Consider the following 15,107-nt stretch of genomic DNA (forward strand, 5'->3'; position numbering starts at 1 on the left):
TCAAACACAGGAGCCGCCCTCTTTCTGGGCGGCCGATTCATACCTTATCCAGGCACCCCACATGACCACTCTCTCTACTGTTCTTATCACCGGCGCCTCCTCCGGCATCGGCGCCGTTTATGCCGAACGCTTCGCACGTCGCGGCCACAATCTCGTCCTGGTTGCACGTGACCAGGCTCGTCTTGAAGCACTGGCTGCGCGCCTGCATGAGGAAACCAAGGTTGCCATCGACGTGCTGCGCGCCGACCTCACCCAACCCAGCGATCTGGCTGTGGTCGAGGCCCGCCTGCGCGAAGACGCCAGCATCGGCATTCTGATCAACAATGCCGGCCTGGCTCAGTCCGGTGGTTTCGTGGCGCAGGACGCACAGTCCATCGACCGCCTGATCGCCCTGAACATTATCGCCCTGACGCGGCTGGCCAACGCCATTGCACCGCGCCTGGCGCAGGCCGGCGAGGGTTCGATCGTCAACCTGGGTTCGGTAGTCGGGCTGTCGCCAGAATTCGGTATGACCATCTACGGAGCGACCAAGGCCTACGTACTGTTCCTGTCCCAGGGGCTAAGCCTGGAACTAGCGCCCAAGGGCGTCTACGTACAAGCGGTTTTACCGGCGGGCACCCACACTGAAATCTGGGAACGCGCTGGCATCGACATCAACACGCTCCCTGAATTGATGAAGGTAGATGAACTGGTCGACGCGGCACTGGCCGGTTTCGACAGCCGCGAACTGGTCACTATCCCGCCGCTGCATGTGGCCGAACGCTGGGATGCCCTGGACGCATCACGCCAGCTGCTGCTATCCGATATCCGCATGGCCAACGCGGCAGAGCGCTACCGGACTAAGGGCTTGTAGGCTCAAGGTCATAAGATTTTTACGTTTTTTGGTAAATGACACACCCGACTGTGCCCATCTGAATACAAGGATTCCACCCAGTGAAAGCGTTCATCATTGATCGTTACGGGAAGAAAGAAATCGGACGAATCGCAGATGTACCTGAACCCGAATTGCAGGACGAGGATGTCCTGATCCAGGTACATGCCGCGGGGGTAAATTTACTGGACGCGAAAATCAGGGCAGGTGAATTCAAGCTTGTCCTCCCTTATCGCCTGCCCTTGATCCTCGGTAATGATGTGGCTGGCAAGGTACTGAAGGTCGGCTGCAACGTCACTCGCTTCAAACCAGGCGACGAGGTGTACGCTCGGCCTGAGCAGAATCGTATCGGCACGTTTGCCGAGCGAATCGCGGTCGGCGAAGCGTCGTTGGCACACAAGCCAACGAACCTCAGCATGGAAGAAGCGGCCAGCATTCCCCTGGTTGCGTTGACAGCATGGCAAGTGCTCGTCGAAACGGCCAGGTTAAAGAAGGGCCAGAAGGTACTGATTCATGCCGGCTCCGGCGGCGTCGGCACCATTGCCATACAACTCGCCAAGCATTTGGGTGCTTTCGTCGCCACCACGACCAGCACGGCAAATGTCGATTGGGTAAAGGCGCTCGGCGCAGATGCGGTCATCGATTACAGCAAGCACGCCTTCGAAACGGAGTTACGAGACTACGATGTGGTAATCAATAGCCTCGGCAGCGATGTGCTGGAAAAGTCGCTGCAGGTGCTCAAGCCCGGCGGGCATTTGATCTCCATTTCCGGTCCACCCACAGCCGATTTCGCGGCCCAGCAAGGCCTATCCTGGCCCCTGAAACAGGTGCTGCGTTTGCTTAGCCGCAGCATTCGCCGGAAAGCCAAGCAGCGAGGCATCGGCTACAGCTTTGTTTTCATGCGCGCCGAAGGCCGCCAGTTGACCGAAATAACCTCACTTATCGAATCCGGCGCCATCCGCCCAGTGATTGAACGGGTGTTACCGTTCAAAGAGACGGCCGAGGCACTTGCCCACGTCGTCGACGGACATGCCAAAGGCAAGATTGTCGTCAAGATTCGCTGATGCGAGCACATTGATCGAATGCCCATCGTCAGGCCAGTGGTAGCTGTTGCCCAGCATCACCACTGGCCACCCGCTCAACACAGTCACACCATAACTCGGCGTACCCTGGCTTACTTATCGAACTGGACGCGGACAGCATCAAGCTCCTGAACGACCTTGTCCGGCTCCTGGCTCAGCGGTAGGTTGTCCTGATCCCGTATGGCGTCATAGCCCTCTGTGGGATCTGCCGGCAGCGCCGAGAACAGTGGTTCGAGATCCGTTTGAGCAGCGCTACGTTCCGCGACCAGTTCGAAGGTTTTGCGGTTCGCGCTGGGTGAAGTCAGGGACGCGACCAGCACCTCGGCGATCTGCGCACGAGCCACCACACCGTCGGACGGCGAACTCGCCCAGTGCGTGTCGCCCTGGCGCATTACCAGGCGCTGTTGGTCGGCGGCGTTGTAGTCGAACCAGCCGGGCCGCACGATGGTGTAAGGCAGCCCGCTGGCACGCACGAGGCGTTCTCCGCGACGTTTCCAGTCATGCCCGACGGTGGGTTTGGTGACGCCGACAGTGGTCATCAGAGCGATCCGTGCCGGCGCCTGCAACACGCTAAGAACATTGCGCACCGCCCCATAGTTCACCGCCTCCGCGCCACTGGGATCGTTGCCACTGATGCCGTGGGTGAAGATGACTGCGCTGACGCCTGCCACAGCCTCTGGCAGGGTCTCGGCGCGAGTCAGATCACCAACCACCACCTTCACTCCAGCAGGAAACAGCGATGCCTGGGCGGGGTCACGCACCAAAGCGCGCGTCTCGTAGCCACGCCTGAATGCCTCCGCCACCGCCAATCGGCCGATGCTTCCGCTGGCACCCACGACCAGCACCACAGGCTTTTCCACCCCAGTGGCAAGCCCCTCTTCGGATTCCCGCTCAGTGGCGGCACGGCTTTCACTGTCCTTCGAGATGGCCTGTGGCGGTGTCGCTCCGGCCATGACGATTTCGGCGAACATCGCCAGCAAAAGCGTCATGCCGTACTGGATGGTGAGTCGATTCATCATGCGTACCCGTATGAGCGAAAGGCAGGATGCACGGCACTCAGCGGCGGGCCAGTGACTGCAATGCGGATGAGGGACGTTAAGCGAAGGAGTTAGCCCGGACTAGCCAGGCAAACCGGCAAGGGCCTATGAGCAGAACTAATCAATGGGCCATAGCGCCGCCTGCTGGGAGGTTGGAGCGCATGAAGAAACGAGCCATCCAGTACATCGTTGCCGGCAATCAGGCACTGCAAACAGCCAACGATGCGCATATTCAGCGCCTGGCTTGCATGGATCGCCAATACAACGCCTGCGCGGTCATCCCCTGCTGGGACAAGCCTGCCGATAAGTAACTGGCGCTGCAGCCAGCGGCCCCACCTGGGCTGCCGGTTGCGTACTTAACGAGGCAGCCCTGCGCAGCGACAGCTTCGCACCATGAGCGTATGCGCACCAAGCCCCCCAACTGGCGAAAAAATCGTCAGCCACCAATCGTGCAACTCCAACACTTATTCGCCCTCCGACAGCCGTAGGCGAAGAGTTTGCGTAATGGCATTGACCTGACCGGTTGATTGCTTGGGCTGTGACCACCGCGTGCATTCGACTTGAACAGCACTGCGAGAAATGATCGGCAGTTTCCGGCTAAAAGCGGCCAGAGCTCAACTGCCGCCCGCCTCACACTGCCCGCTCAGTTGCCAAGTCAGTCACGGGCATCTGCTCGCACAATTTCGACACTCCGATAGTGGTGTTCTGTACGAGGATCAGGGCTCAGAAAGCCCTAGTCTGCGTGGCTCCAGGTTCACGCGGGCAATGTGTTTTACCTGCTCAATTCTTGCAGGCGCGAATTTGAAATCCCCGAATTTCCTAGCTTCATCCATCGCATTCTGCTCAGGACGAATCCGGATGAACTTTCAAAACCGCTCTGACCTCCCATCTTCAACGCGTCGGAAGAATCATCAGCCGCACGCTTCCTTTTTACCTTGATGAGAGGACTGAGTGACCACCATGAGTAATCAACTGGCAGGCAAAAAAGTACTGTTCATCACCTCGAATACGGGGATCGAGCGGGATGAGCTGATCAAACCGCTTGAAGCGCTCAAGGCACAGGGTGCTTCGGTCACCCATGGCTCAAGTGACGGCGGAACGACCCAGACGTTCGTTCAGGACACTGAGAAAGATCGCACGGTCGAATCTCAGGTTGCGCTGGCCGGCCTCAAGGCGTCGGATTTTGATGCGCTTGTAATCCCAGGCGGGACGGTCAATGCCGACACGCTGCGATTGGATGAAAACGCCCAGCGCCTGGTGAAGGAGTTCGCCGATGCGGGCAAAGTAATCGCTGCGATTTGCCATGGGCCGTGGCTGTTAATCAACGCTGGCATTATCAATGGTAAGACCCTCACCTCTTATCACAGTGTAAGGCTCGATCTGGAAAATGCCGGTGCTGCGGGTTGGGTAGATGTTGAGGTCAAGCAATGCCAAGCCAATGGATGGACATTGATTACTTCGCGTACCCCCAAGGACATCCCGGCGTTCAACGAAGCTATCGTTACAGCGCTTGAGGTGGCGTGAGGCGCAGATGAGTCAAAGGCCCTATCCGACTGGCCACTGGATCAGTGACTGAGGCCTCCAAAGAAGTTTGGGCTTCAGGCCAACAGCAGTCCTTGGTCACGTCCAGTGGCTGGGCTGATCTTGGGGCACTAACCAGGGTAAACGGCAGCCCGACTGGGCTGCCATTTACCGCTAAATAACCCGCTTGATCGATATGTAGTCGCCGTTGTTGCGCAGGGCACTGTCACAGGCTTCGATGTCCGGTTACGGCCTTCTGAAGCCATTTAAGATAAAAGCGAATCTGCCCTTTTCCTGGTTCCAAGTCATAAATAACACTTCAGCCATGCCCCTCGAGGTGCCTTATGAGTTTGATCCCCGAACTGAACAGCGAAGCTGATGTGCTCATATGTGGAGCCAGCCGAGGTATTGGCTTGGCACTGTGCGCAGCTTTGCTTGCGCGCGATGATGTGGCCCGGGTATGGGCAGTAGCGCGAAAAGCCACCACCTCCCCAGAGCTGGCAAAGCTTGCAGAACAGCATGGCCAACGCCTGAAACGAGTCGACTGCGACGCGCGCGATGAGCAACCCCTCGAAACGCTTGCGAGCGAGACGCGTGAAGAATGTGATCATCTACACCTCGTTATCAGCACGCTAGGCATTCTTCATCAAGACGGTGCAAAAGCAGAAAAGGGTCTGGCACAACTGACGCTTGCGAGCATGCAAGCGAGCTTCGCGACCAACACCTTTGCGCCGATCCTATTGCTTAAACACCTACTCCCGTTATTGCGCAAGCAGCCCTCTACCTTCGCGGCGCTCTCCGCGAGAGTTGGCTCTATTGGCGATAACCGATTGGGTGGCTGGTACAGCTACCGATCCAGTAAAGCGGCACTCAACCAGTTGCTACACACTGCCAGTATCGAACTGAAACGCCTGAACCCTGCCTCTACTGTCCTGGCAGTACATCCAGGCACGACCGACACGGCTCTGTCTCAGCCATTTCAAGCGAACGTGCCAGATGGACAACTGTTCGAACCGTCGTTCTCAGCGGATCGCATTATCGAATTGGTAGGAGCACATGGACCGGCCGACAGCGGAACCTTCTGGGCTTGGGACGACAAACCCATTGTCTGGTGACTTATTACTGGCGAAAACTAGATAGCTATTAGCCCGCCCCGTCCCATCTGACTGGCTATTTCCGGCCGATTGTGTTGAAAAACTCGGGCCTTCCAAGCTGCGCAAGTACTGACTGCTGAACATGCCTTTTTTGCGCGCAGCTACGCGACATCTGAGCCCGTAACCCTCTGCTCAAAGTAAAGATTTCAATCTCAAGCGCGTACTTTTCTGCCGTGGAAACCATGGGCGAATTTTTCAACAGAATCGGCCAAAAGCGGACGGTCATATAGGCTGCATATCTTAGTGACGCTGCTTATCTAGCGACTTGGATTGGCGAACCCAAGATGCCTCTTCAAGCCGCTGATACTGTCGCATTCACGCTGTCTGGATCGCCGGCATCCGTAGACGCTTAAACATCGCGGCGTCTCGACTGGCAGCAAGCAGCTAAACAGCCAAAGCCCGTGTGTCCGCCAAAATTCGTGCGGCATCCCGCGCCGGCGGCAAGCCAAAAACTCGGGCGTAGTCACGGCTGAACTGGGTGGGGCTTTCATAGCCCACTTCAAAGGCCGCTGTGGTGACGCTCTTGGCGCTGGCAACCAACAGCGTGCGGGCCTGGAGCAGCCGAACGCGCTTCTGATACTGCAATGGGCTCAAGTTGGTCACTGCTTTGAAATGGCGGTGGAAGGCCGACACACTCATCGCTGCTTTCTCAGCCAAGTCGTCGACACGAATGGGCTCGGCGAAGTCGCGGCGGATCCACTGGATGGCCAGGCTTACTCGGGCCATCGCGGTATCCGGGGCTGCGATTTCACGCAGCATCCAGCCTTGAGGCCCCAGCAAGACGCGGTAGAGAATTTCCCGCTCATACGCCGGCGCCAGTGCGGTGATGTCTTGCGGGCGCTCCATCAGTCGCAACATACGCACCCACGCATCCATGAGTTCGGGCGTGACAGCTGCTACGGAAAAGCCGTTTACCTGTGCAACCCGCTCGGCAGGTTTGGGCAGATCCGCCAGCAGCGTGGCGAGAATCGTCGGGGCCAACGTCAGGCTCACGGCCAGGTAAGGCTCGCCTGTGGTGGCGGGGTGCACCTTGCCCACGGCCGGCAACTCGATGGACATCACAAAGTAAGTCGCCGGGTCGTAGCGCAAAGTGCGGTCACCCACAGTCATCGACTTACTGCCCTGCAAAATCAGGTTGATCATCGGGTCATACACAGCGGCCAACAGATGTTCCGGTACCTCGCCTTGCACCATGGCGACACGGGGAATGCCGGTTTCCGTACGCCGGTTCTCGGCGTGGGCGGCCAGCGCCCGGAGTTCGTTCAGTTGATTGTTCATGCTGAGCATCTGACGCCAGAGCGGGTAGGCAGTGCAAGCAAAAAGCAGAAACAGGCAGGTTTCGAGTAGGAATGGCTGCGTGGCTGCGCAGGGTGGTCGCTACTGTGGCACCTCATCTAATCGACATCGGAGCACACCATGAGCGTCATTCTGATCACCGGCGGCAGCCGTGGCATCGGCGCCAGTACCGCCACCCTCTGCGCCGAACGAGGTATGGGCGTTGTCCTGACCTATAACAACAACCCGAAAGCGGCGCAGGCAGTGGTCGAGCAGATTCGGGCAGGTGGCGGCAAAGCCGTTGCGCTGAAACTGGATGTGGCCGACGTGAGCAGCTTTGGCGCTTTTGCCGAAACGGTTCAGCAGGTCTTGGAGCAGGTATGGGATGTGGCGCACCTCGACGGTGTCGTCAATAACGCCGGCTACGGACTGTTCAATCCAATCGCGACGTTCAGCGAAGCGCAATTCGATGGGTTGTTTAACGTCCACCTCAAGGGCCCGTTTTTTCTGACCCAAACACTGCTGCCGTTGCTGGCCGATGGCGCCAGCATCGTCAACCTCACTAGCGCCACGACCCGCGTGGCCATGGCGGGTGTTGCGCCGTACGCCGCGTTCAAAGGCGGGCTGGAAGTGCTGACCCGTTACATGGCCAAGGAGTTTGGCGAACGCCGGATTCGCGCCAACGCCGTCTCGCCAGGGGCCATTCGTACCGAGTTGGGTGGCGGCCTGAACGATGAGTTCGAAGCGTTGCTCGCCGGGCAAACCGCGTTGGGCCGGGTAGGCGAGCCAGAAGATGTGGGCCGTGTGATCGCCACGTTGCTGGCGGCGGAGAGTGCCTGGATCAATGCCCAGACCATTGAGGTTGCTGGCGGTTACATGGTTTAGAACCCTCCACACGCCACCTTTAAGCGAGGAAACACCATGCTCGACCATGTCTTTATTTCTGTCGTGGACCTGGAACGCTCCATCGCGTTCTACAGCGCCGCGCTGCCACCGCTGGGCATCACCAGCCGTCTTGACTACGACGGCAAGGATGGCCCGCCCGGCCATCCCGACCTCAAGGGGTTTGGGGCAAACGGGCGCGTATTTTTCTGGCTGCGCGAAGGCGTTGTTGAAGGGCGCGCGGCGCACATCGGCTTTGTCGCCAATAGCCGCGCGCAGGTAAATGCCGCCTACGCCGCCGCTATTCAGGCCGGCGGCACAGACAACGGTCCGCCTGGCGCCCGTTTGCACTACGACCCCGAGTACTACGCCGCCAATGTGCTGGATCCGGACGGCTATAGCCTCGAATTCGTCTACAAAAAATGGCAGCACAGCGCATGAAAAAACTACTGATATACGGCGCTGCGGGTTACACCGGCGCCATGGTTGCAGAACACGCCAATGCCGCTGGGCTGAACGTCGAAATTGCCGGCCGCGATGCCGCCAAACTGCAAAAGTTGGCCGAGCGCCTGAGCGTTCCCTATCGGGTCTTTTCGCTCGATGAGCCGCTAGGTAGCGTCTTGGAAGGAGTGGACGTACTCCTGAACTGCGCGGGACCCTTTGCACTCACTGCGCAACCATTGATGCACGCCTGCATCGAGGCCGGCGTCAGCTACCTGGACATCACCGCCGAAATCAACGTTTACCGATTGGCAGAGCGGCTCAGCGTGCAGGCTGCCAAAGCGGGGGTGATGCTGCTGCCCGGTGTTGGCTGGGACGTGGTGCCAACCGACTGCCTGGCCATGCATGTAGCGGAGCGTGTGCCTAGCCCTCAATCACTGTGTGTTGCACTTCAGGTGGCGGGGTCCATGTCGAGAGGTTCGGCAATCAGCGCCAGCGAAATTATCGGCGCAGGCTTGATGGCGCGGATTGATGGGCGATTGGTTGCCACGCCCGACGCCCAGCCACGGTTGTTCGACTTTGGTGACGGTCCGGTTCTCTGCGCACCGCTGTCCTTTGGTGACCTGATCACCGCTTGGCACTCGACTGCCATCCCCAATATCGCCATGTACGTTCACGTCACCGGTGATGCGTTTCCCACCGGGGATATGTCACAACTCCCTGATGGACCTAGCGCCGAGCAGCGACTAGCGCAACCCGCTCGCGCGGTCGCTGAAGTAACCGATGCTGACGGAACCGTGGCGCGCTCGGTGATCGGGACGGTGAACGGTTATTCCTATACGCCTCTGGCCGCAGTAGAGGCAGCGCGCAGGGTATTGGGCGGTGAAGTCAGGCAGGGCTTTGCAACGCCGGCACAGGTGTTTGGCGTCAGCTTTGCTGAAAGCATTCCTGGTACGTGGGTGACTGACCGGTAGATGGGCCACTGGTCATTCTTATGCGAATTGCGCTCAATCCTGCGGGCCTGCTAGTTCATGGCAGATGAGCCTGCCTGCGGTCTGCGCTACGTCGATCAGCCGTTTGCGCGACATGCCATTGCACGCGGAGGCTGAAAGCCCGCGCAACGTAACCGTAATGTAATCCGCGAGGGTTTGCGCGTTACCCGGCTGCACGTTGTCCAGGTACGCCCGTATGACCTTGAGGCCGGCGTCAGCAAGCGTTTCAGCCATCGTGCGTGCCACTTCGTCATCGGCACGCAGGCCCTCGGTAATCATGCAGCCACGCAATGTGTTGTCTTTTCCATATTGCTTTGCAGCGGCGACCAACAGCGAGCAAAGCGCCTCCCCCGGCGGGCGCTCCGGCGCGAGGATCTTGTCCAGCGGGAGGGCGTTTTCGCTAGCGTAGAGCTGCATCGCCCGCTCAAACAACTCGGCTTTGCTGCCGTATGCCGCGTAGAAGCTTGGCGGCTTGATATCCATGGCGTCGACCAGGTCGGTAAGGCTCACCGCGTCGAAACCGTGTTCATGGAACATGGCCTGAGCGATGGCGACTCCCGCTTCTCTGTCGAAGGCCGGGCGACGTTGGCGAGTTTTCTCGTTCATGGTGACCTCGTGGATGAGCGCGCAGTGTAGCGATCACTAAATTCAACATCAATTGTTCAGTGCTGCTCGCTCAGCTTATGTAGCGATTACTAAATGTGTTGCGTGGTCGATTGCGCGCATGTAGTGTTCGCTACATAAATTCAAATCGCCTGTAGAGGACATCGCAATGCAATTTCAAGACAAAGTCGTTCTGGTCACCGGTGGGTCGTCTGGCCTTGGACTCGCCATTGCCCAAGAGCTGGTGAAGCAGGGGGCTCATGTAGTCATCACCGGTCGCCGGGAGACGCAGCTCAACGATGCCGTGGCTATCCTGGGTGATCATGCCACCGCGATCGTGGCGGATGTTTCAGTCGCGGCAGATTTGGCGGTGTTGTTCGGCAAGATCAAGTCGCATCACGGCCGCATCGACGTACTCGTGGCGAACGCCGGGATGGGCGAAGTAGAGCCCTTGGGCAGCATTACCGAAGCGTATTTCGACCGGGTGTTCAACACCAATGTGAAAGGCGTGACCTTCACCGTTCAGGGTGCGCTCGCCCTTATGGGCAAAGGCAGCAGCATCGTCATTATTGGCTCAACGGCCTCTATCGATCCGGGTCCAGGCCTGAGCGTCTATGGCGCGACCAAGGCTGCACTGCGGGCGCTGGTAAGAAGCTGGGTGCTCGACATCCGAGGCAGTGGAGTGCGGATCAATCTGGTCAGTCCGGGCCCCGTCGACACCGATTCGTTGCGCAAGATGCTGGCCGAGCAGGCCGATGAAGTGATCAAGGCATTGAGTGAAAAAAGCACCATCGGCCGTATCGGCCAGGCCCACGAAATCGGTAAGGCCGTGGCCTTTCTGGCCAGTGATGCCGCGAGCTACATCAATGGCGTGGAGCTGTTCGCCGACGGCGGCGCCTCTCAGGTGTGACCCCATCGCTGTCACCCCGGCTCGCCCTTAATCCCTGGAGAAAAACATGAGTGATATCCCACAACTGCTTGCACGTCTCGCCGCCGAGAGCGCCATCCACCGCCTTCACTCTACCTACATTCATCGCCTGGACAGTGGCGATTTTGCTGGCGTGGCAGACGTGCTTCAGCATGCCGTGCTTCACGTTCTTGGCACCGAAGCGTCCACTCGGGAGGGCTTGCTGGCATTCTTCGAAGCTGGCCTGCAAGTGCATGAAGACGGCACGCCACGCACCTGGCACTCAATCACCAACGTGCTGATTGATATCGCGCCCTCGAACGACAAGGCGAGTTCGGCCAGCTATTACACCGTGCATCAACAGCTTGATGGGTTTCCCTTGCAGCCTATCTGCACCGGCAAGTACCTCGACGAATTTGAATTGCACGATGGCGAATGGAGATTCAGTCGTCGCGAGGTGACGTTGCGCTTCGCCGGTGACCTTCAGCACCACGTGCAAGGCGCGCAGCGCCATCTAGTTGTTTAGAGCGCCTGATGGGAAGCGCACGTCCCGCGCCGTTCCCGAATGGTGGGGGGCGGCTTGGCTTCTCGCTCATTTCGCATAAATGCCTGTTTCTCCAAGGCGTTTTTTTGACTCCCGAGGAATTCAAATTTGAATAACAAACGACAGGCGCTGGTCACCGGTGCCAACAAAGGTATTGGGCTCGCCATTGCCAAAGGTCTTGCCGACGCCGGTTTTTTTGTCTGGATCGGCGCACGCGACGTTGCACGTGGCGAGCACGCCGTTGCTGAGCTGCGTAAAGCAGGGCTAAATGCCGGCTTTCTTGAACTGGATGTTGCAGACGACGCCAGCGTGCAGGACGCTGCCACGTCGTTGGCTGCGCACATTGAGGCGCTTGATGTACTGGTCAACAATGCGGGCATTGCAGTCGACATGACGCGGGCGCCTAGCCAGGTGCGCATGCAGGACATGAAAGCTGTTTATGAGGTCAATCTGTTTGGCCCTGTGCGTGTCACCCAAGCGTTTTTGCCATTGCTCAGGGCCGCCGATCAGGCACGGGTTGTCATGATGGGCAGCGGCGTAGGCTCGCTGACCTTGATCACCGACCCTACCTCGCTCTATTCGACCGTCAACCTGCTTGACTACACCTCGTCAAAAGTCGCGCTCAATGCAGTCACCGTCTCCTTTGCCAAGGAGCTGGCGCCGTTGGGCATCAAGGTGAACGCGGTCGAGCCTGGTCATGTGAGAACCGACCTTAATGGCAACTCGGGTGTGCTAACCCCTGAAGAGGGTGCGGCTATCGCGATCAAGATGGCATTGCTCGAGTCTGACGGTCCTACTGGTGGCTTCTTTGGAAGCCATGGTCGGCAACCGTGGTAATTCCTAAATACTTAACTTAATGACCCCGCAGCAGACCTAACCGCAGTTAGGTCAGCACTGCTTCCCGTGGCGCGTTGCCAGGAGGGTAGAGATGATTGTTGTTGATCGATAACGCTCCTTCGCGACCGGCAGCAATTGGTCGGTATCGGCCAGTTTCTAGAGTCCGCTTCCGGCCAAGCCGTGCCCCTGCCTCATCCTTCAGCAGTCCAAACCATTGTTTGTACTCGGATATGCGGATGGCTCTCCAGGCTCTCCCACTCATCCAGAAATGAGAACCCTTGCCTTAAATAGAACCGTGCCGCACGCGCATTTTCCGGGGAGACATCTAGGTATACGCGCTCATGGCCTTGTTCCTGGGCGAGGGCTTTGACCGAATCAACCAGGCGTGGTGCCACTCCGAGGCCTCGTGCAGCCGGTTCGACCCACATGCCGATCAGGTTGAAGCGCCCCGCTTCGCTGACCGCAGCTCCGATCATTCCCAGCACCTGGTCATCGGCGATTGCCAACCAGAAAACCGTACCCGTCGATGAGGCTCGTTGTTTCCACTGTTCGTCGGAGTAATCGGCGGCCGCCTGATAGCTCACACCAAAGGCTGTGGGTGAATCCAAAAGTGCAGCAAGCCGTACCTGCTTCAAGCGCAACCAGTCTTCTGTTGTGGTCAGCCGAATTTCCATACTCCGTCCGTATTCGTGCCGATGGGGAGGTCAGCATAGCAAGTCGTCTCCGTGTATAGACCTGTTGCTCAGAGCGTTATCGCCATGGGCCGTAAACTTCCTTTGACCAAGGCCGGCTAATAGCCAGAAGTAGCCGGTCATTGTCATCAGGGGTACTGGCCAATTTCTCGCCTAGCAAGCCTCCAGCGAGAGGCTTGCTAGGCGATAACCCCATTAATGACATTTACTGGAAGATCTTATCCATCTGGTCAAGCAATGCTTCTTCAAGGCGCGGTAAAACCTCAAGCGCCCCTAGGTTTTCCTGCAACTGCATAACGTTTGAAGAACCAATCAAAACTGACGTTACAGCCTGGTTCTTTAACACCCAGGCAAGCGCCAACTGAGCGCGTGTTGCTCCGAGTTCACGGGCTATTGTCTTAAGCTGTTTAGCCGCCTCGATTCGCTCGTCGCGCTTGTTCTCGAAAACAAAATCCTCGAGCCAAGAGAACCCCTCGGTCGCCAGCCGAGTGTCCACCGCAATTCCCTCGTCGTAACGCCCCGCCAGAACGCCGGATGCCAGCGGAGACCAGGTAGTCAAACCGAGCCCATGCTCATGAATGAGTGGCTGGTACTCGCTCTCGACACGTTCGCGATGGAACAGGTTGTATTGCGGCTGCTCCAGTTGTGGTGGGATGAGGCGGTTGTGCTGACAAAACTCTATAAGCTTCAAAATGTCCTCTGCAGGCCATTCCGATGTCCCCCAATACAACACCTTGCCTTGCTGGATTAGCGCGTTCATCGTCCAGGCAATTTCCGCGATGGACATACCAGGCTCTGGACGGTGGCACAGGTAGAAATCGAGATAGTCGACACCAAAACGTTGCAATGCTTGGTGACAGGCTTCCGTGATGTGCTTGCGGCTCAGGCCCTGCTGGGTAGGCCGTGATGGATTCGTGGCAGAGTGATTGTCACCGGTGCCGAACAGTACTTTGCTGGAAACGCAGTAACTGTCTCGCGACCAGCCAAGCGTCTTGATCCCGCGTCCGAGCATACGCTCTGCCTCACCGCCAAGGTACACCTCGGCGCTATCGAAGAAATTGATGCCATGGTCGAAGGCGCAAGCGAGACATTCATTGGCACCACGTTGGTCGAGGCGCGTACCGAAGGTAATCCAGCTCCCAAATGATAGAACTGAAAGCTGCAGGGATGAACTGCCTAATGAGCGATATTGCATGACCGATCTCCGGTTGGAAAAGACAGGTGCATGCTGTGGTTTGCAAGGCGCGCCGTGAAATACTGTTTATGTCGGTTAGTAAGACGACTCAAGTATCAGACGTGGCGCTTGACCGTCTCGATAAAAAAATCTCGCAGCGGCGAGTCGACCGTATTGTTGTTGGCAACATTCAGCGCCACCGAGCCCAGCTCCTGAGAGGCACTGTGCAGCAATGGCCGGAATACGACATCCTGCAGCCCTAAGCGCTCGAAAGAGGCCGGCACCAGCGCCGCCCCGTATCCTGCCGCCACCAGCCCCAACACAGTCTGGATTTGCCTGGCATGCTGAACGATCCTTGGCGAGAAACCTGCACCTTTGCATAGTGTGAGTAACTGGTCATGAAAGCCCTGCCCCAAGGCGCGCGCCGACATGACGAACGATTCGCTGGAAATATCCTCAAGCCTTACCGCAATGCTCGCCGCCAGCGGGTGGCCAGAAGGTAAAGCAACCTGAATGGGGTCCAGCAGTAGCCGTTCGATGTTCAGCGCAGGTGTTGTCGTTCCGGGGCAACGCATCACGCCAACATCGGCTTCGCCGCTCTCCAAAAGCTCGACCTGCTCTTTGGTAGTGGCCTCGATGAAACTCAGCTCGACAGTAGGCATCTGCTTTCTGAATGCGCTCAGGGCTCGCCAGAAACCTGGATAGTGATTGAGGCTGATCATGGCAACCACTAGATGTCCCTCCATGCCTTGGGCGACTCGCCGCGTATACGCGACGCTTTCGTCTAGCGCCCCTAGCAGTTCGTGGGCTTTGCCCATGAGAGCCATCCCTGCGCTGGTGAGCTCCACGGTTCGCTTGTCGCGAACGAACAAGGGATAGCCGATTTGCTCCTCCAGCCTCCTGATCGCCTGACTGAGAGGAGGCTGTGCCATATGCAGCCGCTCTGCGGCGCGGCTGAAATGCAGTTCTTCAGCAACGACGACGAACTGACGTAAAAGTCGGGTTTCGATCATTTATCCACCTTGGATTGCCGATAGCTTTGGCACGCGGTCGGGTTATTTTGGCATGTAGGTTCGAGCTTTCCTGCATTGGCAG

17 protein-coding genes are annotated in these 15,107 nt (G+C 58.1%); 11 read left to right on the forward strand and 6 right to left on the reverse strand.

What is annotated here, in order from left to right; genetic code table 11:
• Window positions 1-61: 61 nt before the first annotated feature.
• Entirely contained in the window at window positions 62-853 is a 792-nt protein-coding gene (locus ACZ3GY_RS10395) for an SDR family NAD(P)-dependent oxidoreductase (RefSeq protein ID WP_465909946.1), read from the forward strand.
• 80 nt (window positions 854-933) lie between these two features.
• The gene (locus ACZ3GY_RS10400; RefSeq protein WP_465909947.1) at window positions 934-1,935 is read left to right on the forward strand and encodes an NADP-dependent oxidoreductase; all 1,002 of its coding nucleotides are present in this window, start codon (window positions 934-936) and stop codon (window positions 1,933-1,935) included.
• Window positions 1,936-2,045: 110 nt separating this feature from the next.
• Here the strand turns inward: ACZ3GY_RS10400 and ACZ3GY_RS10405 are convergent, their stop codons facing one another.
• On the reverse strand, window positions 2,046-2,969 hold the full coding sequence (locus ACZ3GY_RS10405; protein ID WP_465909948.1) for an SDR family oxidoreductase: 924 nt from the start codon (window positions 2,967-2,969) through the stop codon (window positions 2,046-2,048).
• A gap of 182 nt (window positions 2,970-3,151) precedes the next feature.
• Between ACZ3GY_RS10405 and ACZ3GY_RS10410 the strand changes: the two genes are divergently transcribed.
• The 3 genes from ACZ3GY_RS10410 (at window position 3,152) to ACZ3GY_RS10420 (ending at window position 5,626) form a co-directional block, all read left to right on the forward strand.
• A complete protein-coding gene (locus tag ACZ3GY_RS10410; RefSeq protein ID WP_465909949.1) occupies window positions 3,152-3,301 on the forward strand; it encodes a hypothetical protein in 150 nt (49 codons plus the stop codon).
• Window positions 3,302-3,950: 649 nt separating this feature from the next.
• Complete coding sequence (locus tag ACZ3GY_RS10415; protein ID WP_465909950.1) at window positions 3,951-4,514, forward strand: type 1 glutamine amidotransferase domain-containing protein; 564 nt, start codon at window positions 3,951-3,953, stop codon at window positions 4,512-4,514.
• 341 nt (window positions 4,515-4,855) lie between these two features.
• Window positions 4,856-5,626 carry an SDR family NAD(P)-dependent oxidoreductase gene (locus ACZ3GY_RS10420; RefSeq protein ID WP_465909951.1) on the forward strand — a complete coding sequence of 257 codons (771 nt, stop codon included), beginning with the start codon at window positions 4,856-4,858 and terminating at the stop codon, window positions 5,624-5,626.
• A gap of 423 nt (window positions 5,627-6,049) precedes the next feature.
• Here ACZ3GY_RS10420 and ACZ3GY_RS10425 read toward each other — a convergent pair whose 3' ends face one another.
• Window positions 6,050-6,943: an AraC family transcriptional regulator gene (locus ACZ3GY_RS10425; protein ID WP_465909952.1), complete on the reverse strand. Its 894-nt coding sequence runs from the start codon at window positions 6,941-6,943 to the stop codon at window positions 6,050-6,052.
• A 138-nt stretch (window positions 6,944-7,081) separates the two neighbouring features.
• Between ACZ3GY_RS10425 and ACZ3GY_RS10430 the strand changes: the two genes are divergently transcribed.
• Genes ACZ3GY_RS10430 through ACZ3GY_RS10440 form a run of 3 tightly spaced genes read left to right on the forward strand, consistent with a single transcriptional unit; the run spans window position 7,082 to window position 9,237 of the window.
• Window positions 7,082-7,825: an SDR family NAD(P)-dependent oxidoreductase gene (locus ACZ3GY_RS10430; RefSeq protein ID WP_465909953.1), complete on the forward strand. Its 744-nt coding sequence runs from the start codon at window positions 7,082-7,084 to the stop codon at window positions 7,823-7,825.
• A 36-nt stretch (window positions 7,826-7,861) separates the two neighbouring features.
• Window positions 7,862-8,263 carry a VOC family protein gene (locus ACZ3GY_RS10435; RefSeq protein WP_465909954.1) on the forward strand — a complete coding sequence of 134 codons (402 nt, stop codon included), beginning with the start codon at window positions 7,862-7,864 and terminating at the stop codon, window positions 8,261-8,263.
• Window positions 8,260-9,237 (forward strand): saccharopine dehydrogenase family protein, encoded by a 978-nt coding sequence (locus tag ACZ3GY_RS10440; protein WP_465909955.1) that lies wholly within the window; start codon window positions 8,260-8,262, stop codon window positions 9,235-9,237. Before ACZ3GY_RS10435 ends, ACZ3GY_RS10440 begins: the two co-directional genes overlap by 4 nt.
• 33 nt (window positions 9,238-9,270) lie before the next feature.
• Here the strand turns inward: ACZ3GY_RS10440 and ACZ3GY_RS10445 are convergent, their stop codons facing one another.
• Window positions 9,271-9,861 (reverse strand): TetR/AcrR family transcriptional regulator, encoded by a 591-nt coding sequence (locus ACZ3GY_RS10445; RefSeq protein ID WP_465909956.1) that lies wholly within the window; start codon window positions 9,859-9,861, stop codon window positions 9,271-9,273.
• Between the two features lie 166 nt (window positions 9,862-10,027).
• On the opposite strand from ACZ3GY_RS10445, the gene ACZ3GY_RS10450 reads away from it, so the two are divergent.
• From ACZ3GY_RS10450 to ACZ3GY_RS10460, 3 genes are all read left to right on the forward strand, one after another.
• The gene (locus ACZ3GY_RS10450) at window positions 10,028-10,768 is read left to right on the forward strand and encodes an SDR family NAD(P)-dependent oxidoreductase (protein WP_465909957.1); all 741 of its coding nucleotides are present in this window, start codon (window positions 10,028-10,030) and stop codon (window positions 10,766-10,768) included.
• Between the two features lie 46 nt (window positions 10,769-10,814).
• On the forward strand, window positions 10,815-11,291 hold the full coding sequence (locus ACZ3GY_RS10455; RefSeq protein WP_465909958.1) for a nuclear transport factor 2 family protein: 477 nt from the start codon (window positions 10,815-10,817) through the stop codon (window positions 11,289-11,291).
• A 126-nt stretch (window positions 11,292-11,417) separates the two neighbouring features.
• Complete coding sequence (locus tag ACZ3GY_RS10460) at window positions 11,418-12,146, forward strand: SDR family oxidoreductase (protein WP_465909959.1); 729 nt, start codon at window positions 11,418-11,420, stop codon at window positions 12,144-12,146.
• A gap of 191 nt (window positions 12,147-12,337) precedes the next feature.
• Here the strand turns inward: ACZ3GY_RS10460 and ACZ3GY_RS10465 are convergent, their stop codons facing one another.
• The 3 genes from ACZ3GY_RS10465 to ACZ3GY_RS10475 form a co-directional block, all read right to left on the reverse strand.
• Entirely contained in the window at window positions 12,338-12,820 is a 483-nt protein-coding gene (locus tag ACZ3GY_RS10465) for a GNAT family N-acetyltransferase (RefSeq protein WP_465909960.1), read from the reverse strand.
• 223 nt (window positions 12,821-13,043) lie between these two features.
• Window positions 13,044-14,033 carry an aldo/keto reductase gene (locus ACZ3GY_RS10470; RefSeq protein ID WP_463564313.1) on the reverse strand — a complete coding sequence of 330 codons (990 nt, stop codon included), beginning with the start codon at window positions 14,031-14,033 and terminating at the stop codon, window positions 13,044-13,046.
• A 95-nt stretch (window positions 14,034-14,128) separates the two neighbouring features.
• Entirely contained in the window at window positions 14,129-15,025 is an 897-nt protein-coding gene (locus ACZ3GY_RS10475; RefSeq protein WP_465909961.1) for a LysR substrate-binding domain-containing protein, read from the reverse strand.
• Window positions 15,026-15,107 lie beyond the last annotated feature (82 nt).

Source organism: Pseudomonas sp. PME37.24/006, assembly GCF_055556635.1.